The 24,543-nt window shown below is 74.0% G+C and carries 16 protein-coding genes and 1 pseudogene; 13 read left to right on the forward strand and 4 right to left on the reverse strand.

Translation table 11 applies throughout. The annotated features are described in order from the left end of the window. The 8 genes from DCW30_RS01030 to DCW30_RS01065 all read left to right on the forward strand — a co-directional run bounded on the left by DCW30_RS01030 (nucleotide 1) and on the right by DCW30_RS01065 (nucleotide 12,008). A complete protein-coding gene (locus DCW30_RS01030) occupies nucleotides 1-2,103 on the forward strand; it encodes a glycosyltransferase (RefSeq protein WP_237283308.1) in 2,103 nt (700 codons plus the stop codon). Next, a complete protein-coding gene (locus DCW30_RS01035) occupies nucleotides 2,096-3,214 on the forward strand; it encodes a sugar phosphate nucleotidyltransferase (RefSeq protein WP_076682707.1) in 1,119 nt (372 codons plus the stop codon). Before DCW30_RS01030 ends, DCW30_RS01035 begins: the two co-directional genes overlap by 8 nt. A gap of 98 nt (nucleotides 3,215-3,312) precedes the next feature. Then, on the forward strand, nucleotides 3,313-6,363 hold the full coding sequence (locus DCW30_RS38035; protein WP_079249875.1) for an HAD-IIB family hydrolase: 3,051 nt from the start codon (nucleotides 3,313-3,315) through the stop codon (nucleotides 6,361-6,363). Then, entirely contained in the window at nucleotides 6,356-8,443 is a 2,088-nt protein-coding gene (gene malQ, locus DCW30_RS01045) for a 4-alpha-glucanotransferase (RefSeq protein ID WP_076682709.1), read from the forward strand. Before DCW30_RS38035 ends, malQ begins: the two co-directional genes overlap by 8 nt. A gap of 26 nt (nucleotides 8,444-8,469) precedes the next feature. Further along, nucleotides 8,470-9,705, forward strand: a complete 1,236-nt coding sequence (locus DCW30_RS01050; protein WP_076682711.1) for a sedoheptulose 7-phosphate cyclase — start codon at nucleotides 8,470-8,472, stop codon at nucleotides 9,703-9,705. Further along, nucleotides 9,702-10,079 (forward strand): cupin domain-containing protein, encoded by a 378-nt coding sequence (locus DCW30_RS01055; RefSeq protein ID WP_076682713.1) that lies wholly within the window; start codon nucleotides 9,702-9,704, stop codon nucleotides 10,077-10,079. Before DCW30_RS01050 ends, DCW30_RS01055 begins: the two co-directional genes overlap by 4 nt. Continuing rightward, nucleotides 10,054-11,091, forward strand: coding sequence for an ROK family protein (locus DCW30_RS01060; RefSeq protein ID WP_237283309.1), 1,038 nt, complete (start codon nucleotides 10,054-10,056; stop codon nucleotides 11,089-11,091). Before DCW30_RS01055 ends, DCW30_RS01060 begins: the two co-directional genes overlap by 26 nt. Beyond that, a complete protein-coding gene (locus DCW30_RS01065) occupies nucleotides 11,088-12,008 on the forward strand; it encodes an SDR family oxidoreductase (protein ID WP_076682715.1) in 921 nt (306 codons plus the stop codon). Before DCW30_RS01060 ends, DCW30_RS01065 begins: the two co-directional genes overlap by 4 nt. Here the strand turns inward: DCW30_RS01065 and DCW30_RS01070 are convergent. After that, the gene (locus tag DCW30_RS01070) at nucleotides 12,005-15,112 is read right to left on the reverse strand and encodes an alpha-amylase family glycosyl hydrolase (RefSeq protein WP_076682717.1); all 3,108 of its coding nucleotides are present in this window, start codon (nucleotides 15,110-15,112) and stop codon (nucleotides 12,005-12,007) included. The genes DCW30_RS01065 and DCW30_RS01070 overlap by 4 nt on opposite strands. Before the next feature lie 264 nt (nucleotides 15,113-15,376). Continuing rightward, nucleotides 15,377-16,828, reverse strand: a pseudogene (locus DCW30_RS01080) (alpha-amylase); the annotation flags it as partial. A gap of 371 nt (nucleotides 16,829-17,199) precedes the next feature. On the opposite strand from DCW30_RS01080, the gene DCW30_RS01085 reads away from it, so the two are divergent. The 4 genes from DCW30_RS01085 to DCW30_RS01100 all read left to right on the forward strand — a co-directional run bounded on the left by DCW30_RS01085 (nucleotide 17,200) and on the right by DCW30_RS01100 (nucleotide 21,126). Then, nucleotides 17,200-18,111 (forward strand): adenosine kinase, encoded by a 912-nt coding sequence (locus DCW30_RS01085; protein WP_076682721.1) that lies wholly within the window; start codon nucleotides 17,200-17,202, stop codon nucleotides 18,109-18,111. Next, on the forward strand, nucleotides 18,108-19,601 hold the full coding sequence (locus tag DCW30_RS01090) for a GMC family oxidoreductase (protein WP_076682723.1): 1,494 nt from the start codon (nucleotides 18,108-18,110) through the stop codon (nucleotides 19,599-19,601). The genes DCW30_RS01085 and DCW30_RS01090 overlap by 4 nt, the downstream gene beginning before the upstream one ends. 29 nt (nucleotides 19,602-19,630) lie before the next feature. Then, nucleotides 19,631-20,578, forward strand: a complete 948-nt coding sequence (locus DCW30_RS01095) for an aldo/keto reductase (protein ID WP_237283310.1) — start codon at nucleotides 19,631-19,633, stop codon at nucleotides 20,576-20,578. Nucleotides 20,579-20,652: 74 nt separating this feature from the next. Beyond that, entirely contained in the window at nucleotides 20,653-21,126 is a 474-nt protein-coding gene (locus DCW30_RS01100; protein ID WP_076682725.1) for an MSMEG_6728 family protein, read from the forward strand. 5 nt (nucleotides 21,127-21,131) lie between these two features. Here DCW30_RS01100 and DCW30_RS01105 read toward each other — a convergent pair whose 3' ends face one another. After that, nucleotides 21,132-22,559 carry a sugar porter family MFS transporter gene (locus DCW30_RS01105; protein ID WP_079249876.1) on the reverse strand — a complete coding sequence of 476 codons (1,428 nt, stop codon included), beginning with the start codon at nucleotides 22,557-22,559 and terminating at the stop codon, nucleotides 21,132-21,134. Further along, on the reverse strand, nucleotides 22,552-23,421 hold the full coding sequence (locus DCW30_RS01110; protein WP_076682729.1) for a phytanoyl-CoA dioxygenase family protein: 870 nt from the start codon (nucleotides 23,419-23,421) through the stop codon (nucleotides 22,552-22,554). Before DCW30_RS01110 ends, DCW30_RS01105 begins: the two co-directional genes overlap by 8 nt. Before the next feature lie 114 nt (nucleotides 23,422-23,535). Here DCW30_RS01110 and DCW30_RS01115 point away from each other — a divergent pair, with 114 nt between their 5' ends. After that, nucleotides 23,536-24,540 (forward strand): LacI family DNA-binding transcriptional regulator, encoded by a 1,005-nt coding sequence (locus DCW30_RS01115; protein ID WP_076682731.1) that lies wholly within the window; start codon nucleotides 23,536-23,538, stop codon nucleotides 24,538-24,540. Nucleotides 24,541-24,543: the final 3 nt, after the last annotated feature.

The following is a 24,543-nucleotide window of genomic DNA, read 5'->3' on the forward strand; positions in this document are numbered from 1 at the left end:
GTGACCGAGCCGACCGACCCGCGCCTGCACATCATCGAGACGTACTTCGAGTGCTGCGGCTTCGACCACACCTTCCTGCAGGGCGGCACCTCGGTGTACCTGTGGAACCTCTCCCGGGCCTTCGCCGCGCGCGGCCACCGGGTCTCCATCGTCACCCCGGCCCACGGCAGGCTCGACGACCTCCGTGAGCGCTACGAGGTCGAGGACCTGCCCTACGAGGACGTCCACACGGTGCCGGTCGTCCTCGACCCGCAGGTGTGGCGGGGCTTTCCCGCCGAGGTCTCCCTGGAGCTGCGCACCACCGCGCACCGCATCCGCCTGGACGGGGTCGACCTGTACTTCCTGGCCGACGCGTACCTGGACCGGCTGCCGGAGACGTTCTACCCGCCCTACTCCGCCAAGGGCAACGACCTGGTCTTCTTCAAGCCGCTCGTCTTCCAGGTCGACAGCGTGCGGTTCCTGCGCACGTGGTTCGGCGACGAGAAGGCCCTCGTACACGCCCACGAGCCGTATTACCACTATCTGCTGCCCGCCGCGCTGCGCGACGACCCCTCGAAGCTGGTCGTCAGCAACGTGCAGAGCAACATGCCGATCACCAAGAAGGTCTACGGGCCCAAGGTGCGGCGGCTCCTCGACGAGCTGGGGGTGGACGTGCCCCTGCCCGCGCCGGACACCGCCGACGCGCTTCCGGCGGCGATCCGCCAGTACCAGCAGCTCACGCATCTGCACTACGACTACCCGGCCGACCACGTGGCGGTCTACGAACTGACCGCCGAGCACGCCGACCTGATCGACTTCCTCTCCGAGGGGCAGCTCGACTTCTACGCGTCCTTCAGGGACACGCCCTTCGAGCAGCTCTTCGCCCGGCTGCCGATCGCCGACGTGGTGCGGCGCAACGCGCACAAGATGTTCGTGGGCGGCTGCGCGATCTCCGACGAATGGCTCGCCTGGGACCCCGCCGACGTCGACCGGGAGAAGGTGCTCGGCGGCCTCGGCCTCGACCCGGCCCTGCCCACGTTCTTCCACAACGCGCGCTACGCGGTGCACCACAAGGGCCAGGTGGAGCTGTTGCGCGCGGTGGACCGCGTCCTGTCCGACGGGCTCGCCGCCAATTTCGTCGTGCGCTGCATCTCCGCCGACGGCATCGACGACCCGTTCTTCCACGAGATCGCCCGGCGGCACACCGGTCGGCTGCACCTGGAGTGGGAGCGCGTGGACGAGCGGAGCGTCTTCGCGTACGCGGCGTCCGCCGACTTCTGCCTCTTCCCGTCCAAGTTCGAGATGGACACGTTCCTGATCGCGCAGGGCGAGGCGATGACGGCCGGCGCGGTCCCCATCGCCACCGACCAGCGGGGCATGGCCCACTTCCGGCACGCGGACGGCCCCGGGACCGCCACCGGCTTCGCGGTGAACCGGTCGTTCGCCGAGGACGACGAACTGCTCACCGCCGCGCTGACCGCGCGCGTGAAGGAGGCGGTGGCCCTGTGGACCGACGACCCCGGCCACTACCGGGAGCTGGCCCGCCGCTCGGCGGCCGTCGCCCGCGCCTTCACCTGGGAGCACTGCGCCGACCTGCACCTGGCCGCCTTCACCCGGCTCTGGCGCGGCGAGCCCGCTCGGCTGCCCGCCGAACGCGCCCTGCGGCACGGCTGGACGGAGCTGCTGCCCGACGAGCTGCTGACCGTCGACGCGGCGGTCGAACACGGTGACCTCGCCGCGTACGAGCGCCTCGCCCCGCTGGACGACGGGGCCGCCCGGCGGTTCTTCGACGCCGCCTGGCTGCGCGCCGACTTCGCCACCTGCGAGCAGGCGATCCGGCGCCGTCCCGACGCGGTGCCCGCCGAGGACGTGACCCGGCTGCGCACCCGCCTCGCGCTGCTGCCCGACGGAGCGCTCCGCTACCGGCTCGCGCACGCCGACCGCGTCGAACTGGTCCTGCCCGCGCCGCCCGACGCCCAGGGCCGCGCACGGCCCGAGGTCCGGCCGCTGACCCGCACCGCCCCCGGCGAGTTCGCGGGCCCCGCGCCGGAGCGCCCCGGCGCATGGCTGCTGCTCACCCTCTCCTCCGGGCGCGTGACGTGGGACGAGGTGCGGCATGGCTGAGCCCGGCGCGGTACGGGCGGTGCTGCTCGCGGGCGGCGAGGGCAGGCGCATGGGCCCGCTCGGCACCGGCCGCCTCAAGCCCCTCGTGCCCTACGGCGGCGCCTGCCGCCTCATCGACTTCAGCCTGGCCAACGCGCGGGCGTCCGGGCTCGGCGAGGTCGTGCTGCTCTCCCAGTACGAGGAGCGGCAGCTCATGGACGACCTGCACCGGGTGTGGAACACCTCGCCCGGCTTCCGGGTGCACTTCGGCCCGTACGACCACGCCTACCGCACGGCCGGGGCCGGCCTGCCCCGTGAACTGCCCGAGCGGGCCTGGCCCTTGGAGCGCGGCACGGCCGACGCGCTGATCCGCAAGAGCGCGTACGTCTTCGGGGGCGACGCCGAGCAGGTCCTCGTCCTCCACGCCGACCACGTCTACCGCTTCGACTACGGGCCGCTCATCGAGGAGCACCGGGCGTCGGGGGCCGCGCTGACCGTCGCGTACCAGCGCATCGAACCGCGCTGGGTGCACCTGTTCGGCATGGTCGAGTTCGACGCGGCGGGGCATCTGACGGCGTTCGTCGAGAAGCCCGAGAACCCCACGAGCGACCTGGTCTTCGCCGCGTTCTGCGTCTTCGACGCGCGCGTGCTGCGCCGCCATCTGGAGCTGCTGGACGGCACGGACTGGCAGCACGACATCAGCCGCGACGTGATCCCCGCGATGCTCGCGGCCGGAGAGCACATCCGCGGCCACGAGGTCGCCGGGCACTGGCAGGACATCGGCACCGTCGAGCGCTACCACCGCGCCCACCTCGCCCTCGCCTCCCCGCAGCCCGACGCGCCCGCGCTGCCCGTCGAGCGGATGCCCTGGACCGTCGCGCCCGAGGTGGCGCGCCACCGGGTGGCCCGCGGCCCCGGCGTACGGGACTCCGTGGTCCCCGCCGACCTGGTCAACCACGGCCTGGTGGAGGACAGCGTGCTGTTCCCCGGCGTCCGTGTCGGCGCCGGGGCCCGGGTGCGGCGCAGCGTCGTCCTGCCCGGCGCCGCCGTGCCGTCGGGCGCCGACCTGGTCTCGGCGGTGGTCATGGAGGACGGCCGTGTGCAGCAGGTGGCGGACGGGGCGCGGCCGTGACCGGATCCATCGGCCGCCGCGCCGCACACATCGACCGGCAGGGACCGCGCGCCGCTGTGGCGCGCGCCGTCCCCGCACAGTGAGGGAGCGCTACTTCCGTGCACATCATCCATGTCTCCTTCGAGTGCGGCGGCTTCGACGGCCGCCTGATGCGCGGCGGTCTCTCACCGCTGGTGTGGAACCTGTCGCGCGCCTACGCGGCGCGCGGCCACCGCGTCTCCGTGATCACCCCGGCGCACGGTCTCCTCGACGCGCTGCGGGAGGACTACCCGATCGAGGAGACGCCCTACCGCCGCGAGCACTCCGTGCCGCTGGTCCTGGACCCCAAGGCGTGGCCGGACCACCCGGGTGAGGTCGCCCTCGACGTGACCACGCGCGCCCACCGGCTCCGGCTGGACGGCGTCGACGTGTACTTCCTGTCCAACACGCAGCTCGACCTGCTGCCCGACCGCCTCTACCCGCCGCCGGGCACGGCCGGGCGCGACCTCGCCCACTTCAAGCCGCTGGTCTTCCAGGTGGACGCGGCGCGCTTCCTGGCGGAGCTGACCGGCGACGAGCCCGCCGTGGTGCACGGCTTCGAGCCGTCCTACTCCTGGCTGCTGCCGCCCGTGCTCGGCGCGGCCCCGCGGCTGCGCACCGCCGTGACGGTCGCCGCCAACGCGCCCGTCACGCAGAAGCTCTACCGGCCGCAGGTGGAACGGCTCCTCGACCTGTTCGGCGTGCGCGACGCCGTGGCCCTGGACGGCCTGGACGCGCCGCCTCCCGCGGAGGACGCCGCCACGGCCGTGATGTCCCGCGCCCTGGCGGGCACCCGCATGCACGACGTGTACGGCCCCGACCACGTCGGGCTCTTCCCGCTGGTCACCGCGCACGCCGACCTCGTGGACTTCGTGTCGCCCGGACAGCGCGCCTACTACAGCACCTTCCGCGACACGCCGATGGAAGCGCTCTTCGAGACCCTGCCGCTCGCCCGGCAGGTGCGCGAGCAGGCCCACAAGCTGCTCGTGGGCGGCTGCGGCATCGCGGAGAGCTGGCTGGCCCGTGATCCGGCCGCCGTCGACCGCGCCGAGGTGCTGCGGTCGCTGGGGCTCGACCCGGCGCGCCCGGTCTTCTACCACGCGGCCCGCTACGCGGTGCACCACAAGGGCCAGTTGGAGCTGGTGCGGGCGATCGAGGAGGTGCTCGCCACCGACCCGGAGATCAGCTTCGTCATCCGCTGTTCGACCGGCCGGGGCGGCCAGAAGACCGCGGGCGCCGCCAACGCCTACTTCCAGCGCGTCGCCGACCGCCATCCCGGCCAGGTCCACCTCGACTGGCGGCTCGCCGACGAGGACACCCTCTTCACGCACGCGGCCTGCGCCGACTTCTGCGTCTACCCGTCCAAGTACGAGCTGGACGGCTTCCTCATCGCCCAGGCCGAGGCCATGGCGTGCGGTGCGGTGCCGATCGCCACGGCCCAGCAGGTCACCGCGCACTTCCGGCACGCGCTGCCGCTCACCGACCGCGCGGCGACCGGATTCGCCGTACGCGGCTCGTTCCACGACGACGACCCGGCGCTCGCCGGGGAGCTCGTCGCGCGCATCAGGGAGGCCGCCGCCGTGTTCCGCCACGACCCGGGCGCCTACGCCCGCCTGTCGGCCGGCGCCCGCCGCACGGCACGGGGCTTCACCTGGGAGCGGGCCGCCGACGCGCGGCTCGCGGCCTTCGACTCCCTGCTGCGCGGCGAGCCGCTGCGCTTCCCCGACGAGGAGGCCATCCGGTACGGCTGGTTCGACCGGCTCTCCGACGCGGCCTGGCGCGAGCACCGCGCCCTCATCGCGCGCGTCGCCGCCGAGCGCGGTGACCTCGCGGCCTACGGGCGCGTCGCGCCGCTGGACGCGGCGGCGTACGAGCGTCTCTTCGAAGCCGCGTACGCACGGGCCGACTTCGCCCGGAGCACGGAGGTGGCCCGCGCCGCGGACCGCCCGGACCTCGCGGACCAGCTCCGCGAGCGCTGCCGGGTGTCCCGCGCGCCGGGCGGCGCGCTGACGGTGACCTACCGCCACCCGCTCCTCGAACGGGTCCAGATCGTCACGCGGGCCGCCCCCGAGACCGCCGGCGCACGCGAGTCCGCCACCGAGGCGCTGGCCTCCGACGAGCCGGTGCCCACCGGCAGCGGGGCCGCGCTCACGGCGCTCGAACCGGTCGGCGACGGAGTCTTCAGGGGCCTCGTCGACGGGCCGCCGGCCGGCCGTGACCTGGTGCTGATGCTGACGCTGCGGTCGGGCCGTGTCGCCTGGGACACCGTGCCGGTGACCGACCCGCCCTACCGCGTCGTCGCCACCGACCTCGACGGCACCCTGCTCCGCAGCGACCTCACCGTCTCCGAGCGCACCCGGCGGGCGCTGGCCCTCGTCGCCGATGCCGGGGCGCACCACCTGGTCGTCACCGGGCGGCCCGCGACGGCCTGCAAGGACTTCCTCGCCGGGCTCGGCTACCGCGGCCTGGCCGTGTGCGGTCAGGGCGCCCAGCTCTACGACGCGGCCACCGACCGGCTCCTGGAGTCCGCCTCGCTCGACCTGGACCTCGCCCGCGACGTGGTGGAGCGCGCCGAGGCCGTGCTCGGGACCCTGGAACTCGGGGTCGTCACGGCGCCGCCCGAGAGCCGTTTCAAGGTCACCCCCCGCTTCGGGGAACGCGTCAGGCACGGCTGGGACGTCACCACCGACCGTTCGCTGCTGTGGGCCTCGCCCATCGACAAGCTCGTGCTGCACCACCCCGAGGTGCCCGAGGACGACGTCGCCGCCACCGTCGCGGAGCTGTGCGGCGACGCGGTCTCCGTGGTGCATTCGGTCAAGGGCATGGTGGAGGTGCTGCCACCCGGCGTCACCAAGGGCGCGGGCGTGGCGCGCGCGGCGGCGCTCCTGGGCTTCACGGGGGCCGACACCATCGCCTTCGGCGACATGCCCAACGACATTCCGCTGCTCGCCTGGGCGGGACACGGCGTGGCCGTCGCCAACGGGCACCCGGAGCTGCGGCGCATGGCCGACGAGACGGCGCCCGGCAACGACGAGGACGGGGTCGCGGCGGTCCTGGAACGCCTCTTCGCCCCCGCCACGCCGGCCGCCGCCCCCGTGCCCGTCCTGCGCGGGGAGGCCGCCCATGACTGAGGCGATCCTCGGACTCGCGCGCGCCCACGGCGTCGCGACCGAGTACACCACCGACCGGGGCCGGCGCGTCGCCGTCCCTGCCGACACCCTCGTCGCCGTCCTCGGCGCCTGCGGGGTCGACGCCACCACCCCCGCCGCGGCCCGTGAGGCCCTGGACCGCCACCGCGCGGAGCAGGCCGCACGGCTGCTGCCACCCTGTGTCGTCACGCGCGCCGGAGAGGGCGTGACGCTGCCCCGGAGCAGCGTGGGCGAGGTGGCGGTGGAGGGCGGCGGGACCCTGCCGGCGGACGCTCCGCTGCCGCCCGGCCACCACACCCTGCGGGTGCGTGCGGGCGAGCGCGAGGCACGGGCCCCACTGCTCGCCGTGCCCGACCGGCTCGCGGTGCCCGACCGCCGTGCCTGGGGCTTGATCGTCCAGCTCTACTCCGTGCTCTCCCGCCGCTCCTGGGGCATGGGCGACCTGGCGGACCTCGCCGAGCTCGCCACCTGGTCGGGGCGGGACCTCGGGGCCGGTTTCGTCCAGCTCGGCCCGCTGCACGCCGTGCCGCCGGGGCCGCTGCCGGACCCCTCCCCGTACCGTCCGAGTTCGCGCCGCTTCCCCGATCCGATGCACGTACGGGTGGAGGCGGTGCCGGAGTACGCGTACCTGGACCGGGCGGGGCGCGACGCCGCGCACGCGCTGGTCGACCAGGCCCGCGCCGTCAACGCCCGGGTGCTCGACGGCAGTTCGCTCATCGACCGGGAGACGGTCCGCTCCCTCAAGCACCGGGCGCTGCGCGCCGTGCACGCGGTGCCGCTCTCCCCCGGCCGCGCGGCGGCCTTCGCCGCGTTCACGGCACGCGAGGGCCAGGGGCTCACCGACTTCGCCACCTGGTGCGCGCTGGCCGATGAGCACGGCGCTGACTGGCGGTGCTGGCCCGTGGAGCTGCGCGACCCGCGCTCCCCCGCCGTGGCGCGGGCCCGCGACGACCTCGCGGAGAGCGTCGCGTTCCACCGCTGGCTGGCCTGGATCACCGACGAGCAGCTCGCCGCCGCGCAACGGGCGGCGAAGGACGCGGGCATGGCGATCGGCCTCGTGCACGACCTGGCCGTCGGGGTGGCGCCGGACGGCGCCGACGCCTGGGCGCTCCAGCACTGCCTGGCCGCCGGGATGAGCGTCGGCGCGCCACCGGACGACTTCAACCCGCTGGGCCAGGACTGGGGCCAGCCGCCCTGGCGCCCGGACGCGCTCGCCGCCGCGGGCTATCTGCCCTTCGCGGAGCTGCTGCGCTCCAACCTGCGGCACGCGGGAGCACTCCGCGTCGACCACGTGATGGGGCTGTTCCGGCTGTGGTGGGTGCCCGAGGGACGCCCGCCGTCGGAGGGCACGTACGTACGGTATGACGCCCACGCCATGCTGGGAGCGCTCACCCTGGAGGCCCACCGGGCGGGTGCGAGCGTCATCGGCGAGGACCTCGGCACGGTGGAGAAGGGCGTGCGCGAGGAGCTCGCCGGGCGCGGCATCCTCGGCACCTCCGTGCAGCGCTTCGAGTACGTGGGCGGCAGCGAGGGCCGGCACGGGCCGCTGCCGCCCGACCAGTGGCGCGCGAACTGCCTGGCCACGCTCACCACCCATGACCTGCCGACCACCGCGGCCTGGCTCAGCGGGGAGCACGTCGAACTGCGCGAGCGGCTCGGCCTGCTGACCCGCCCCGCCGAGGCGGAGAAGGCGGAGGCCGCGAGCGAGCGCGACGGCTGGCTCGCCGAGCTGACCCGGCTCGGCCTGCTGCCGTCACCGGACGGCGAGGTGGCCGCCCTGCACCGCTTCCTGCCGCTCACCCCGGCCCTGCTGCTCGGGGTCTGGTTGCCGGACGCGACGGGCGACCGCCGTCCGCAGAACCTGCCGGGCACCTCCACGGTGCACCCCAACTGGCGCCTGCCGGTGTCCGACGCGGAGGGCCGCCCCGTACCCCTGGAGGAACTGCCCGCGTCGCCCCTCGTGCGGACGGTCGCCGGCGTGTTCGCCGATCCGGGGCCGCGCCCCGCGCCGCCGTCACCGCACCACCCCGATCCCCGATCGACGACGCCGTCGACGACCTGAAGACCGAACGAAGACCGAGGAGAGAGATGGCAGGCCAGGTTCTTGCCGAGGCCGCGGGTGTCCGTGAGGACGCCGGGGGCTTCGACCTGCACGCACCGGACGGCACCGGCTACCGGGTCGACGTCACCGACGGGGTCTTCTCCCCGCACAACCCGCTGCTCGCCCACTACCTGGAGGGGCGGCGGGTGGTGGCCTTCGTCGGCCCCACCGTCGACCGCCTCTACGGACAGCAGTTGCGCGCCTACCTGGGCGCGCGCCTCGAACCGGACAGCTGGAGCGTCCACCCGATCGCGTCCGGGGAGCACAACAAGTCACTGACCTCGGCCGAGCAGGTGTGCGCGACCGCCAAGGCCGCCGGGCTCGACCGGCACGGCGTGATGCTGGCGGTGGGCGGCGGCATCGTCGCGGACATCGTCGGCTTCGCCGCCTCCATGTACTCGCGCGGCATCCGCTACATCAAGGTCAACACCACCCTGGTCGGTCAGGTCGACGTCGGTGTCGGCGTCAAGACGGGGGTCAACGGCCTGCACACGAAGAACATGTTCGGCGCCTACCACCCGGCGCACGCCTCGCTGAACGACCCCGCGCTCCTCGCCACCCTGCCGGACCGCGAGATCCGCTGCGGTCTCGCGGAGATCGTCAAGATGGCGGTGATCCTCGACGGCGACCTGTTCCAGGCCCTCGAGCGGCACCCGGACGTCTTCCGCCGCCCCGGCCACCCGGCCGACGCCGAGCTGGAGACCTACGTCATCCGCACCTCGATGAGGCTGATGATGGAGGAGCTGTGCCCCAACCTGCGCGAGCACGAACTCGCGCGCCTGGTCGACTTCGGCCACACCTTCAGCCCCGTCATCGAGACGGCGGGCGGCCACCGGCTCGAACACGGCGAGGCCGTCGCGGTCGACATGGCGCTGTCCGCCCACATCGCCCGGCTCCTCGGTCTCGCGGACGCGGAGACCTGCGAGCGGATCGTCGCGCTCCTGGAGCGGATCGGCCTGCCCGTCCACGACGCCGCGACCTGCACGGCCGACCAGATGACGCAGGCCCTGTGGGCCTCCTGGCAGCGCCGGGGCCGCAAGCTCCACCTGGTGGTGCCCACCGGGATCGGCAAGGCGGGCTTCGTCGACGAACTGGAAGACGTCCCGCAGGACGTCCTGCGCGAGGCCCTGGACGCGCTCGCCACCCGCGCCGCCCGCGCCCCGCGCACCTCGCCCGCCGCGAACTCCGCCGTGGACCCCGCCGTGGACGGAGGGGCACGATGACCGGCCGTGTGCCCAATCTGCGCGACCTCCTCACCGGCAAGGAGCACGACCACGGCGGGCTCGGCACGATCCTGGCGCACCGCGTCTTCACGCGCGGACCGGGCGGCCCCGGCGCCGAGTTCATTGACCTCGCCGTGCTGCCGCCCGGCACGTCCATCGGGCGCCACCGGCACGGGGCCGACCACGAGACGTACGTGATCCTCTCGGGGGAGGGCCTGATGTACCTGGACGGCGAGGAGTTCCGCGTGGGCCCCGGCGACGTCGTCGTCAACCGTCCCCACGGCGAGCACGGGCTCCTGAACGACCGCGACACCGACCTGCACCTGCTGGTCTTCGAGGAGGAACTCCGTGCCCACGGCCACCATCGCGGCTGACCCCGAGCACACCGTCGTCGACGTGGGAGGCACCACGCTGCGGGTGGGCGCCTACGCGCCCGCCGACGGGACGCTCTCCCGCGTGCGGCGGATGCCGGTCGACGGCATGGCCCGCGATCCGCACGCCCCCGTACCCGTGCTCCAGGAGCGGTTGGTGGAGCAGCTCGTGCGCGAGGTGACGCGGCACACGGCCGGGCGCGCGCCCGGTCCCGTCGGGGTCGCCTTCGCCGGGCCGATCAGCGCTGACGGCCTGGTCCTCGCGGCACCGACGGTGTGGGGCCGGCGCGGTGAGCCCCTGCCGCTCGGCGCCCTGCTCGCCGAACGGCTCGGCAGACCGGTCACCGTCGTCAACGACCTCACCGCGGCCGCCTGGCGGTACGCGGCCACGGAGCCGGAGCCCTTCTGCCTGCTGACCGTCAGCTCGGGCATCGGCAACAAGGTCTTCCGGGGCGGCGACGTCCTGCTGCACCCCGAGGGCCACGGCGGTGAACTCGGCCACTGGGCCTGCGATCCCTCACCCGACGCGCCGCTGTGCGACTGCGGGGGCCGCGGCCACCTCGGCGCCATCGCCTCGGGCCGGGGCGTGCTCGCCGCGGCCCGGCGCGCGGCGGCCGCCGACCCCGACGGGTTCGCCCGCTCCCGCCTCGCGGAGCTGTGCGAGGACCGCGTGGAGAACCCGGCCCTCGCCAAGGCGCTCACCGAGGGCGACCCCTTCGCCACCGGCGTGCTGCGCGCCGCCCTCGCGCACCTCGCGCGGGCGATCGGCGCCGTCTTCGCCTCGGTGGGAGTCTGCCGCTTCATCGTCGTGGGCGGCTTCGCGCTGGCCGTCGGCGAGCGCTACCGGCAGCTCCTCGTCGAGGAGCTGGACCGGCAGGGCTGCTTCGGGCTCTCCCGGGAGCGGATCGACGCCATGGTCGCGCTCGGCGCGCCCGACGACGACCACGGGCTGATCGGCGCGGGCCGCCTCCTGGCCGCCCGCCACCCGTCGGCACAGGGGCGGGTGGCACGGTGAGGCGCGTCAACTCGCTCGTCGTCGGCAGCGGCTTCGTCGGCACGGGCATCGCCCGCCGCCTGGTGGCCTCGGGTGACGCCGTCACCCTGGTGTCGCGCGGTCGCCCCGCCGCCGCGCCGGAGGAGTACGGGGCGCGCTGGTGCGCCCTGGACGCCACCGACGCGGAGGCCTGCGGCCGTCTGGTGTCGCGGCTGCGGCCCCGCCGGATCGTCCTGGTGCACGGCCCCTCGGACGTCACCTGGTGCGAGGCGCACCCCGAGGAGGCGGCCCGCGCGCACTCCGCGGTGGCGTCGGCCTTCGCGTCCCTCGGCGGGCGTTCGCGCATCGTCATGATCTCCACGGACAACGTCTTCGACGGCTCTTCGCCCGGCAGCACCGAGTCCACGCCCGTCTCCCCGGCGAACGCCTACGGACGGGCCAAGCGCCGGGCCGAGGAACTGCTGCTCGCCCACGCGGCCGACGCGGTCTCGCTGCGCGTGAGCCTCGTCTACGGCCATGAGCCCGCGGACGCCGGCAAGTGGCTCAACTACTTCGCCGCCTGCGCCCACCGGCTGCGCGCGGGAGAGCCCGTCGAGGCGCCCGACGACCAGTGGACGACGCCCGTGCACGTCGACGACGTGGCCGAGGTGGTGGCCGCGCTGCTCACCAGCCTGGCCCCGCTGCCGCCCGTGCTCCATCTGGGCGGGCCCGACCGGGTCAGCCGCGCCGAGTGGGCCGGTCTGATCGCCCGCGGCCTCGGGCTCCCTGCCCACCTGGTGGTCCCGGTGCCGAAGGCCCTGAGCCGCTACGCGTCCAGGCCGCGGAACGCCTGCCTGGCCAGCGACCTCCTGGCCGCGCTGCCCGCCACGCGCGGCATCGCGGTCCGCGGAGTGGCGGAAGGCGCCCGCGACCTGGCGGGCGCCTTCAGCTCGGCCTAGGGCTCCCGTACGCCCGCGGCGCCCAGGAGGGCGCCGTCCGCGGCGCGCTCGGTGGCGAGGAGCTGCCGGGCGCGCCGCGCGTCGTGGAGCCGGTCCCGGTCGCGCGGGTCGACGGTGAGGGCCACCTCCCCCTCCGCGAGCCCGTCCCGCCGCGCGGCCTGCGCTGCCTCGGGGCGCAGCCGCAGCCAGTGCCCCTCGTCGGAGAGGGCGCCGTCCCGGAGGGTGATGCCGCCTTCGGGCGCGTAGAGGAGCTGGCGCGAGGCCACTCCCGCTCCGCCTTCCGGCCAGGCGACGGTGTCCTCGTCGAGCCATCTGACCCGGGTCCGGCCGAGGTCCATGCCGAGCGACCCGCCGAGCGCCGGAGTCAGATACGCCGGCTCGCCCGCGACCCGCCACACCTCGTTCCCGTACAGGTTGATGTCCAGGGCCTCGTCGTCGGGCACGTCCTTGTCGTTGCCCTTGTGGAAGGTGTGACTGAGGCTGCGGGCACCGGGCTTCAGCTTCACCTCGAAGACGAGTCCGTAGCCGTCGGTGCGCACCGGCTGTACGGGGACGTCCCAGTCGGAGGGCTTGGCGGCCCCGTCCCAGACGTGCAGCCCCCAGCCCTCGTAGTCGCCGTCGGGGCGGTGGTAGTGCAGGACGGCCGTGGAGCCGTCCGACGGCGGATAGGCGCTCCGCGGGCGCTGTTCGCGCTGGCCGTCCTGTCCCTGCGTGATCCACACCTCGCCGGTGCGGGTGAGGTCGACGGAGCGCGCGGGCCCGTCGGTGGCGCCGTCCTTCTCGACGGTGTACGAGAGGGTCTGCGCGCCCTCGGCGAGCTTCACCCACGCGAAGGCGCCGTACGCGTCCCGCCCGGTGAAGGGGGCTTCCGCGCCGTCGGCGCCGGTCCGCAGCCGCCAGCCGTCGTAGTCGCCGCCGGGCCGCTGGTAGTGCACGACGGCGTAGCCGCGCCGGACGGTGGGCCCGGACTCCGGCGGGGTGCGGCCCGTGCTGCTGGCGGCGAGGTCGTGCGCGGTGCGGCCCCGGCTGTCGACGACCACCGCCTTGTAGCGCAGCTCGGCGCCCTCGGGCAGTGCGGCGTCGATCTGCTGGGTGACCTTGTAGGGGGCGTGGTCGGCGGAGCCGAGTACCCGCCAGGGGCCTTCGCCCTGCCGTGCGGCGAAGACGACCCGGTTCAGTTCGCCGCCGTCGACGTCGGCGGTGAGTTCGACCGTGCCGGTGGCGCCCTCCTTCGGCGGGGTCAGGGTGACGTGGGGCCGGGCGCCCGGACCCGGCAGCTTCTTGTCGGCCTTCAGGACCAGGGACGAGAGGGCGGGGACGGTGACGGTGATGTGCCGGTCGGCTCCGCTGCGGGCCGGGGTGTCCGTCGTGCCGTAGAGCGGGGTGTAGCGGCGGTGCGCGGCGCCGGTCGGTATCCGCGCGGTCTTCGCCTCGGAGGCGTTGTTGTGCGCCACGACGTACTCCACGCGCTGTCCGGCGTCCGTACGGGAGTAGGCGTACACGCCGGGTCCGTCGGCGGGCCCCGGGTACCGCTCGGTGAAGACGCCGTCGCGCAGCGCCGGGTGGCGTTCGGTGAGCCGGGAGAGGCGGGCGATGGCGCGGTAGAGCGGGTGCCGGGTGTCGTACGCGTCCCGCGCGTGGGTGCGGTCGGTGCCGATCTGGTCGTCGTCGCGGTAGGCCGGGGCGTCGGTGGCGAACAGCGGCTGGCGGGCGGCGTTGTCACCGCCCGAGCCGGTGAACCCCTGCTCGTCGCCCGCGTAGACGACGGGGTTGCCGCGGCCGAAGAACATCAGCTCGTGCGCGAGGCGGTCGCGGCGCAGCAGCTCCGCGTCGCTCGCGCCGGGGTTGTCCTGGGCGATCAGCCCGCCGATGCGGCCCATGTCGTGGCTGCCGAGGAAGGTCACCTGCTCGTAGGCGTTGGCCTTGCCGGTGGTGTAGCGGTAGTCCTGGGCGTAGAGGCGCGACAGGTCGCGGGGCGGGCCCTCGCGTGAGGCGGAGTTGCGGGCGATGGCCTGGAAGGGGAAGTCGAGGGTGGAGTCGAGGCCGCCCCGCGTGACGTAGGGGGCGGTGATGGCGGGGTCGGCGGAGAACGCCTCGGCGAAGATGAGGAAGTCCTTCTTGCCCCGGGTGGCCGCGTAGTCGTCGAGTGCGCGGGCCCACTGGGTCCAGAACTCCATGTTGACGTTCTTGGCGGTGTCGACGCGGAAGCCGTCGATGCCGAAGTCGTGCACCCAGCGCTCGTACACGCGCTTCATGCCGTCGACCACCTCGGGCCGTTCGGTCCACAGGTCGTCGTTGCCCATGAAGTCGCCGTTGAGGCCGCTCTCGCCGGCGAAGGTGGAGTCGCCGCGGTTGTGGTACATGGTGGGGTCGTTGAGCCAGGCCGGGGTCTTGGCGTGCCGGTCGGCGTCCGCGATCCGCGGGGTGTAGGGGAAGCCACCGTCGTCGACGGGGCGCATGCCCGCGCTGTCGTCGAAGGGGCGGCCCTCGGTGTCCAGGTAGGGGTGTGACCCCTTCGACCGGTAGCCGGACTCCTTCTCCGCGGGGTGGATGACGTCCGCGGTGTGGTTGGTCACGACGTCGAAGAAGACCTTCATGCCCTTGGCGTGCGCCCTGTCGACCAGGGCGGACAGATCCTCGTCGGTGCCGAAGTGCGGGTCGACGCGGGTGAAGTCGGTGATGGCGTAGCCGTGGTAGTTGGCGACGGGGCGTCCGTCGCGCTCTTGTACGGGCAGGTTCTCGAAGACGGGGGTCAACCAGATCGCGGTGGTGCCGAGGCCCTTGATGTAGTCGAGCTTCTTGGTGATGCCCTTGAGGTCGCCGCCGTTGAAGAAGGCCGGGTCGCTCGGGTCGTGGCCGGTGGTCTCGCGGCCTCCGGTGAGCCCGCCCTTGTCGTTGCGGCGGTCGCCGTTGGCGAAGCGGTCGGGCATCGCCAGGTAGAACTGCTCGCGGGTCAGGTCGTGCCGGGCGGGCTGCGCGGCGAGCACGGCGTCGGAGGGCGGCGGGGCGGGTGCGGCCGCCGCCGGCTGGTGGGCGGGCGGCAGGAGGGCGGCCAGGGGCGCGAGGGCCAGCAGGGCGGCCGATCTCAAACGGACGCGGGTCATGGGTGTGTTCTCCTCCGTGGCGGTCGGGACAACGCCGATTGCCCGGCGCGGGCGGCGTGGGCCGCGAGCGCCGGGCAACCGGGTTCGTCCGCACGGCTCTGTGGGACGGGGTCGTGGAGATGGGCCGGACCCGGGGCCGGTCGGATCAGGTCCGGTCGGACGGGTCGGGACGGGGTCGGGGTTGGGGTTGAGGTTGAGGTTGAGGTTGGGGTTGGGGTCGAGGTCCGGGGCGGGGTTGCGGTCGGGGTCGGGGCCTGGTCAGGCGCAGCTCCGCGCGTCCGCGTGGAGCGCGAGCGCGCTCTTCGCGGCGACGGTGGCCGTGAGCTTCCCGCCGTCGTCCACGGTGACGGGCTTGCCTGCCTGCACGTCGCAGTACTCGCCCGCGGGCAGCGAGGTCTGAAAGGTCCGCTCGAGTTCGCCGTCCCCTCCGTTGACGGCGACGAACCCCTTCGTGCCGCGGCCGAAGGCGATGGCGCTGCCTGAGTCGTCCCACCAGTCGGTGAGTTCGGCGTCGCCCACGGCGTTGCGGAAGCCGACCATGGCGGTGATCTCCTTCTGGGCGTGCTGGCACACCCAGGCGTCGCCGGAGCAGTCGGCCTTGCCGTCGGCGGGCGGGCCGTCGTCCTTGTTCGCGAAGGCGTAGCCGGAGTGGACGTCCGGGGAGCCGTAGGGGAAGGCGAGCATGAAGACGTGGGCCAGGGTGTAGGGGGCGCCCTGCTTGTAGGTGAGGACGTTGCCCTGGCGTTCGGTGTCGTGGTTGGCGACGAAGACCCCGGCGGACCCGGAGGGCAGCTTGCCGTCCGCGATGTTCTTCAGTCCGGCCAGGCCGCCGCTCTCGAAGGCCCCCTTGAGCGTGTAGGCGTAGGTGAACTCCTGGGCGAGCCCGGTGCCGAGGTACTCGCCGGGCTGGACCTGCTCGCCGGGGCCCGGCAGCGTCTCCTGCTTCCAGGGGACGTCCGGGTTCGTGAGCCGCGCCTTGATGGCCTTCAGGTCGTCTGCCGGGATGTGCTTGGCCGCGTCGACGCGGAAGCCGTCGACGCCGAGGCCGAGCAGGTCGTTGAGGTATCCGGCGATGGAGTCGCGGACGTGGTCCTCGCCGGTGTCGAGGTCGGCGAGGCCGCCGAGCTCGCAGTTCTGGCTCTCCTCGCGCTGGGTGTAGTCCTTGATGTCCCGCTGGCAGTTGTCCATGTCCCGGGCCCCGTAGACGCCCGGGTAGTCGTACTTGGTGAACTCCGTGCCGCCCGAGCCGGTGCCCTGGGCGTTGGTCATGTGGTTGATCACCGCGTCCGCGACGACCTTGACGCCCGCCTTGTGGCAGGTGTCCACCATGCTCTTGAACGCGTCCCGGTCGCCGAGGCGCGAGGCGATCTTGTAGCTGACCGGCTGGTAGGCGGTCCACCAGGACGGTCCCGTCAGACGCTCCTGTGGGGGCGAGGTCTGGACGTAGCCGTATCCCGCGGGGCCGAGCGTGTCCGTACAGGCCTGGGCGATCGAGTCGAATTTCCACTCGAACATCACCGCGGTGACGCCCTTGCCGCCGGCCTCCGTCTTCGCCTTCGCCTTCGCCGGAGCGGAAGCGGCAGCGTGGGCGGGAGCCGGGGTGGAGCCCGGGGCGGCCTGTGCCCGCGCGCCCGCGCCGAGACTTCCGGCAGCGGCCGCGACAAGGGCCGTGGCCAGGGCGGCACGCCTGCGGGATCGTGCTGTTCGGCCGTACATGGAGGGTCCTCCTCTGAGTGGGGGGAGAGGGCCGGCGCCGAACGCGGGGTGGGGGTGCTCCGCGGCCGTAACGGCGCCACACAGGGCGGCACATGCAACTTTTCTGCCGCCTTGCAGAAACATGTTGCGACGGACCCTAGGTGCCGCTCCTGGAGGGGTCAACCCCTCGCACACCGATGAACTCGGCCGTCACGAAGCCCACTTCGGGGCCCACCATCCCCCCATCCCCCACCGTTCAGGCGACTTTGACTGCAAGCCGCCTGAAAGATTGCACAAACTCTTCCATCGCGATCAGTCGCCGTGCTTGACTGCACTCCGGCCGGGCCCGACCAGCCCCACCGCGCCCCACCAGCCCCCGCCCAGGAGGATCTGTGCCCACTGACATCGACGTGCTCGTCCTGGGGGGTGCAGGGGTGGACACGATCGTCCACGTCCCCGAGCTGCCACTGCCGTTCGCCGACAGCCACATGGTCCCCGCCATCGAGACGCGGGCCGGGCAGACCGGCGACTTCGTGGCGATGGGCGTGCACGCGCTCGGCCTGCGGACGCACCACATCGACGTGATCGGCGACGACCACCCCGGCGAGCTGATCCGCGCCCTCCACCGCGACCGGGGCATCGCGCTCACCGAGGTCCCGCTGCCCGCGGGCACCAAGCGCGCGGTCAACCTCGTGTCCCCCGACGGCCGCCGCCTCTCGCTGTACGACAACACCCGCTTCGGCGAGGCCGACCGGCTGCCGCCCGCCACGGTGGCGGAACTCGCCGCGGCGAGCCGCCACGCCCATGTCTCCCTCACCCAGCCCTGCGCCCACGCCCTGCCCACCCTGCGGGAGTCCGGGGTGACCGTCTCGACCGACCTGCACGACTGGGACGGCCGGGAGCCCTACCACGAGGCGTTCGCGTACGAGGCCGACCTGGTGTTCCTGTCGGCGGCCGCCCTCACCGACCCGGAGGAGACCATGCGGCGCATCGCCGCGCGCGGTCGCGCCGAGGTGGTCGTCGCCACCGCGGGCGCCGAGGGCGCGTACCTCCTCGCCGACGGCGAGGTCACCCATGTGCCGGCCGTCGCTCCCCCGGCGCCGGTGGTGGACTCCAACGGCGCGGGCGACGCCTTCGCCGCGGGTTACCTCTTCGGCCTCCTGTCCGGCGAACCGCCGCTGCGCTGCGCCCTGTACGGCTCCTTCGCCGGCGCCCACGCCTGCACGGTGCCCGCCACCCGCACCGACGTCATCCGCCGGGATCAGCTTCTCGCCCGGGTCGCCGAGCACGGGGACCGGGCATGACGGACACGGCTCACGCGACGGGTCACGACGTCGTCGTCCTCGGCGGCGGTGTGGCGGGCTGCGTCCTCGCGGCCCGGCTGAGCGAGGACCCCGGCCGCTCCGTCTGCCTGGTGGAGGCGGGCCGCGACTACGGTCCACGACGGCAGGACTGGCCCGCGAAGCTGCTCGACGCCCGCGCCCTGCCCCGAGACCACGTGTGGGAGCGCCACACCGCCGCCCACCGCATCCGCGCCCGCGTCCTCGGCGGCTCGTCCTGCGTCAACGGCTGCTGGCACACCTGGGGTTCCGAGGCCGACCACGCCGAGTGGGCTCGGGCGGGTGGCCCCCGGTGGACGGCTGCCGCGATGGAGCCCTTCCGCGAGCGGGCGGCGGCGCGGATGGGGCTGCGTCCGGTGCCGGAGCACGAGCACTCGGCGTGGAGCGAGGCGGCCCTCGCGGCGGCCCGGTCCCTCGGCCACCCGGAGGTGGACATGGCCGCCCCCGGCGGCCCCGGATACGGGACCCCGCTGCTCAACGCCGTCGACGGGGTCCGCGCCAACGCCGCCTTCGCCTACCTGGAGCAGGCGCGGACCCGGCCGAACCTGACGATCCTCGACCGCGCCACCGTGGACCGGCTGACCGTCCGCGGCGGACGTGTGCACGGCGTCGACGTCGTCATGGACCAGGGGCGCACGACCCTGCGGGCCGACACCTATCTGCTGGCGTCGGGCACCTTCGGGTCACCCGCCGTGCTGCTCCGCAGCGGCATCGGGCCCGCCGACGACCTGGCGCGCAGCGGTGTGCGGCCCGTGCTCGACCTGCCCGGCGTCGGCGCCAACCTCACCGACCAGCCCGGCGTCTTCCTGCCGCTGCGCCCGACGCCCGGCCTGAACGCGCGCCTCGCCGAGAAGGAGGCCGCCGGTGATCTGTACGTCACCCGGACGCTGATCAGGGCGGCGAGCCCGTACTGCCCCGAGGGCGCCTGGGACCTGCACATCAACCCGGTCGCGGGCCCGCCCCTGTTCGGCGCCCTGCCGCCGGGGCAGTACGAGGCGGGCGTCGCCACCTTCCTGATGAAGCCCCGGTCACGCGGACAGGTCCGGCTGCGCTCCGCCGACCCCACCGCCGGCCTGGACCTGGACCCCGCCTTCCTCTCCGACGAGGACGGCCATGACCTGGCCGTCCTCCGCTCCGGCCTGCGCATGGCCGAGGAGCTGGCCGCCACCGTGCCGCTGAAGTCCCTGGCCGCCCCGGCCGAGGGCCCGTCCCCGCGGGAACTGCCGGATCAGGAGCTCCGCGGCAGGGTAGGCACGTACTGGCACCCCGTCGGCACCTGTGCCATGGGGGCGCCGGACGATCCGTACGCGGTGGTCGACGGGGAGGGGCGGGTGCGCGGCGTCTCGGGCCTGCGGGTCGTGGACGCCTCGATCCTGCCGACGGTCCCGGCGGCCAACACGCAGCTGCCGGTGCTCGCCACGGCCGAGATGCTGGCCGCCGCACTGACGGCGTGAACGACCGCCGTGAAGGAAGAGGAGAACGCATGACAGCGCGGACCGACGACGTGCGCACCACCCGACCGCTGTACGGGTGCATGGGGCTCGGCGGCACCTGGGACGACGAGCCGTACACCGCCGCGGACATCGCTCACGCGGAGGCCGCCGTCGAGGCGGCGCTCGACATCGGCATCACGGCGTTCGACCACGCCGACATCTACCGGCGCGGCAAGGCCGAGTCGGTCTTCGGCGAAGTGCTGGCCAGGGCGCCCGGGCTGCGGGAGCGCGTCGTCCTGCAGACCAAGTGCGGCATCCGGCAGGCCGACGGCGGCCTGCCCGGCATGTACGACCTACGGGCGAAGACCATCGTGCGGCGGGTCGAGGAGAGCCTGACCCGGCTGCGCACCGACGTCGTCGACGTCCTGCTCCTGCACCGGCCCGATCCGCTGACCGGACCCGAGGAGATCGCGCAGGCGCTGTCCTCCCTGCACGGGCAGGGCCTCGTGCGGAGCTTCGGGGTGTCGAACATGAGCGCGGCGCAGATCGAGGCGTTGCGGGCCCGACTCGACGTGCCGCTGGTCGCCGACCAGCTGGAGATGAGCCTGGCCCGCCGGGACTGGGTGGAGTCCGGCGTCCTCGTGAACACCGAGGCCGCCGCCGGCAACGGCTTCCCGCACGGGACGGTGGAGTACTGCCGGACCCATGGGATCCAGCTCCAGGCGTGGGGCGCCCTGGCGCAGGGCCGCTACACCGGCGGCCAGGACACGCCGACGGCCCGGCTCGTCGCCGCGCTCGCCGACCGCAAGGGCACGACACCGGAGACGATCCTGCTGTGGTGGCTCCAGCGCCACCCGGCCCGTATCGCCCCGGTCATCGGGACGAGCAGGCCCGAGCGCATCCGCGCCTGCCGCGACGCCGTGCGACACGCACCCGACCTCACCCACGAGGAGTGGTACGACCTGTGGATCACCGCCCGCGGCGGCCCGCTGCCGTAGGGGGTTTCCCCGGGAGCGCCCCGTACACCCGAATCCCCCGTCTGAGAACGGGCCCGCCGCGGTAGGCATCCTGCGTGCAGACCTTTCTCCCGTACCCCGACTTCACGCGATCCGCCACGGTCCTCGACCGGGCACGCCTCGGCAAGCAGCGGGTCGAGGCCCTTCAGGTGCTGCGCGGCCTGACCGTGCCCGGTTACGGCTGGCGCAACCATCCGGCGGTCCGCATGTGGACCGGCTACGAGGAGGCCCTGGTCCGCTACGGCCTCGACGTGTGTGCCGTGTGGGTGGCGGAGGGGCACGCCGACACGTGCGCGGCCACGCTGCTCGCCGACTTCGCCGCGCACCGCCCCGGCGCCGCCGTGCGCGACCAGGCGCGGCTCGCCGACGCCGGTGAGCTGCCGCCCTGGCTGGGGAACCACGCCCTGCACCACAGCCACCAGTCGGCGCTGGTGCGCAAGGCCCCGGAGATCTACGCGGAGCGCTTCCCGGACGTCCCCGACGACCTGCCCTACTTCTGGCCGGCCTCGGACCGGGACCCGGCCGCGTGACCGTGTCACCTCTTCTCCAGCGCCCTGCGGAAGGGCAGCGGGTCGCGCAGGGCACGCTCGATGCTCTCCAGGCTCCTGCCCTTGGTCTCCGGCACCTTCGCGGCCACGAAGACGACGCAGGCGACGTTCATCAGGGCGTAGAAGAGGAAGGTGCCGGAGCGGCCGATGGTGTTGATGGCCGTCAGGGCGGTCATGGCGATGAGGAGGTCGAAGCCCCACACCGACAGCGTGGCCAGGCTGGTGGCCGGGCCGCGCACGGACAGCGGCAGGACCTCCGGGCCGATCAGCCAGACGACCGCCTGCATCCCCACGCCGTTGAACAGGATGTACGCGAACAGCGAGATGATCACCGTCCAGCGTTGCGCGGCGGACTCCGCGGGCGTGGCGAAGGCGAGCGCGAGCACCGCCATGGCGAGCGCCGAGCCCGGCAGGAACCACAGCATCGTGCGGCGCCGCCCCGCCTTGTCGACCGCGATGGCCCCCACCACCCCGGCCACGACGAGCATCGCGCCGATGCCGATGCCGGTGAGCAGCGCCACCGAGTCGCCGAAGCCCGCGTCGTCCAGGATCGTCGGCGCGTAGTAGACGATGGCGTTGATCCCGGTGAGCTGGGAGAAGGCCGCGATGCCCACGGCGATGAGCAGAGCGGGGCGCAGCCACCGCTGCCGGAGCTGTCCCCAACTGCCGCCGTCTGCCGGGGCGTTCCGTGTCACGGCGGTGACCTCGGCGGCCTCCGCCGCCACGTCCGCTCCGGTGGGCCTGAGCCGCCGCAGGGTGCGCAGCGCGTCGTCGGCGCGGTGCTGCTCGATGAGCCAGCGCGGGCTCTCCGGCAGGAACAGCATGCCGACGGCCAGGGCCACGGCGGGGATGACGGCCAGGGCGAACATGACGCGCCAGCCGCCGCTGCCGGCCAGGGCCCAGCCGCAGAGGTAGGCGATGAGCTGCCCGATGGCGACCATGAGCTGGAAGAGCACCATGAGCCTGCCGCGCACGGCCGCGGGCGCGAGCTCCGCGATGTAGACGGGCACCATGTTGGAGGCTCCGCCCACCGCGAGGCCGAGCACGAAGCGCGCGGCGATCAGCGTCGCCACGTCGGGGGCGACCGCCGCCGCCACCGCGCCCACGGCGAAGATCACCGCGACCGCCACCACCACCTTGCGGCGGCCGTGCCGTACGGCGGTGCGCCCCGAGACCAGGGCGCCGGCCATGGCGCCGAGCAGGATGACGCTGACGACGACCTCCTGTTCTCGCGAGGAGAGGTCGAGGTCGTCGCGGAGGTGGAGGAGGGCGCCGGAGATGATGCCGGTGTCGTAGCCGAAGAGCAGGCCGCCGAGGGCCGAGACCGCGGCGACGGCGTAGACCAGCGCCGGGGGGCGCCCCGTTCCCGTGGGGTGGACCGGCGGGCGGTCGGCCACCCTGGTCGTCTCAGGCATCGCCCATGACCAGTCCCTCGATGGTGTGCTTCTGCGTGAGGGGCGTCAGCGCGTCGACGACCGGGCAGCGCAGGTGGTGGCGTACCCGTTCGGGCAGCGCCGCCCAGTAGCCGCGGGTGACGGCGGTGTCGTGGCGGGCGGCGTTGTCGGCCTCGGGTCCGTCGAGGCCGAGGACGAGGACGGGCCTCGCCCTGGCCGACTCGTTCTTCGTGCCGCGGTGGATGGTGAGGGCGGTACGGGCGGAGATGTCGCCGCGCTGCGGGTACTTGCGCACGGCGCGCTCCTGGTAGCGGCCGTAGGACGCGCGGGGCGGGAACATGCCGTGCCCGAAGTCCGGTCCGTCGTCCCACTGGGTGCCGGGCGCGATCTCGAAGGGGCCCATGTCCTCCGCGGTGTCGACGGCGGTGACGTTGAAGGCCAGGGAGGTCAGCCGGCGTTCGGTGCGCGTCTCTTCGGGGATGGGGAAGTCGCGGTGCCACGGCTGGTTCACCGCGCCTTCGAGCGGGACGTCGAAGCCGAGCTCGACGATGCGGTAGTCGGGGCCGAGGACGGCGGTGGCCACCGAGCGGACCCACGGGTGGTCGACGAGGTCGACGAAGCCGCGCAGCTGTTCGGGGTGGATCTCCACGTAGTAGCGGTGGGGGCCGCGTCCCACGGCGCCGCCGGGCCGGGCGCGCGCCTCCGCGAAAGCGGTCTCGATGTCCTCGCGCAGCCGGTCGGCCCACTCCTCGGAGAAGGCTCCCTTCCGCGCGGTGATGCCGTCCTCGTACAGGTTCGCCACGTCCTGCGCCACGTCGACGTCCAGGTCGGCGGCGCTCACTCCGGGAAAGACGTGCACACCGGGGCATTCGGACACAGTCATCCTTGCCTCCTTGCAAGCAGAGCTTCCGCCCACAGATTGCATCGTTGAATGCAACGTTGCAATACCCGGCGGGTCACCGATTCCGTGACGGACGTCGCATGAAAGGATGGCGCGGTGAGCAGTCGTCTGAAGGATGTGGCAGCCCGAGCGGGCGTCTCCGTGCGCACCGTGTCGAACGTCGTCAGCGGCTCCGCCTCCGTGGCGCCCGAGACCCGGCAGCGGGTCCAGGAGGCCATCGACGAGCTGGGCTACCGCCCCAACCTCGCCGCCCGCAGCCTGCGCGCCGGCCGTACCGGCATCATCGGCCTCGCCATCCCCGAACTGCACTCACCGTACTTCGGCGAACTCGCCGGGCTCCTGGTGGACGAGGCCCAGCGCCGCTCCTGGACCGTGGTCATCGACCAGACCCGGGGCGACGCCGACGCCGAGCGACGCCTGCTCGCCCAGGGCGGCGGGCGCGTGGTCGACGGCCTCATCATCAGCCCCTGGGCCCTGGACCCCGCCGAGCTGGCGGCGACGGCGCCGGCCGTCCCGCTCGTGCTGCTCGGCGAGCGCGGACCGCAGGGCGCGGCGGACCGCGTCGCCGTGGACAACGTCGCCGCCGCCGACGAGGCCACCACTCACCTCGTCGGCATCGGGCGCCGCCGCATCGCCGCCATCGGCCTCCAGCCCCAGCTGCGCAACGGCACCGCCCGGCTGCGTGCCGAGGGCTACCGCCGCGCCCTCGACCGCGCCGGGCTCCCCCACCCGTCCGCCGCCCAGCGCTCCGTCGCCGCACTGCACCGGGCGGACGGCGCGCGGGCCATGGCGGGGCTCCTCGACGGGCCCACCGAACCGGACGCCGTGTTCGCCTTCAGCGACGAACTCGCCCTGGGCGCCCTGCACGTGGCGCACGAGCGGGGCCTGCGCGTGCCCGAGGACATCGCGATCGTCGGCTTCGACGACATCGAGGACGGCCGCTACAGTCACCCGCCCCTGACCACCGTCTCCCCGGACAAGCCGCAGATCGCCGAGCGGTCCCTCCAGTGTCTGGCCGACCGCGTATACAGCCCCGGGAACGCCGTCCCGCCGCAGGAACTGGTCGTCCCGCACCGCCTGGTGCGGCGCGGGACGGCCTGAGAC

The organism is Streptomyces alfalfae (assembly GCF_004127445.1).
Classification (GTDB): domain Bacteria; phylum Actinomycetota; class Actinomycetes; order Streptomycetales; family Streptomycetaceae; genus Streptomyces; species Streptomyces alfalfae.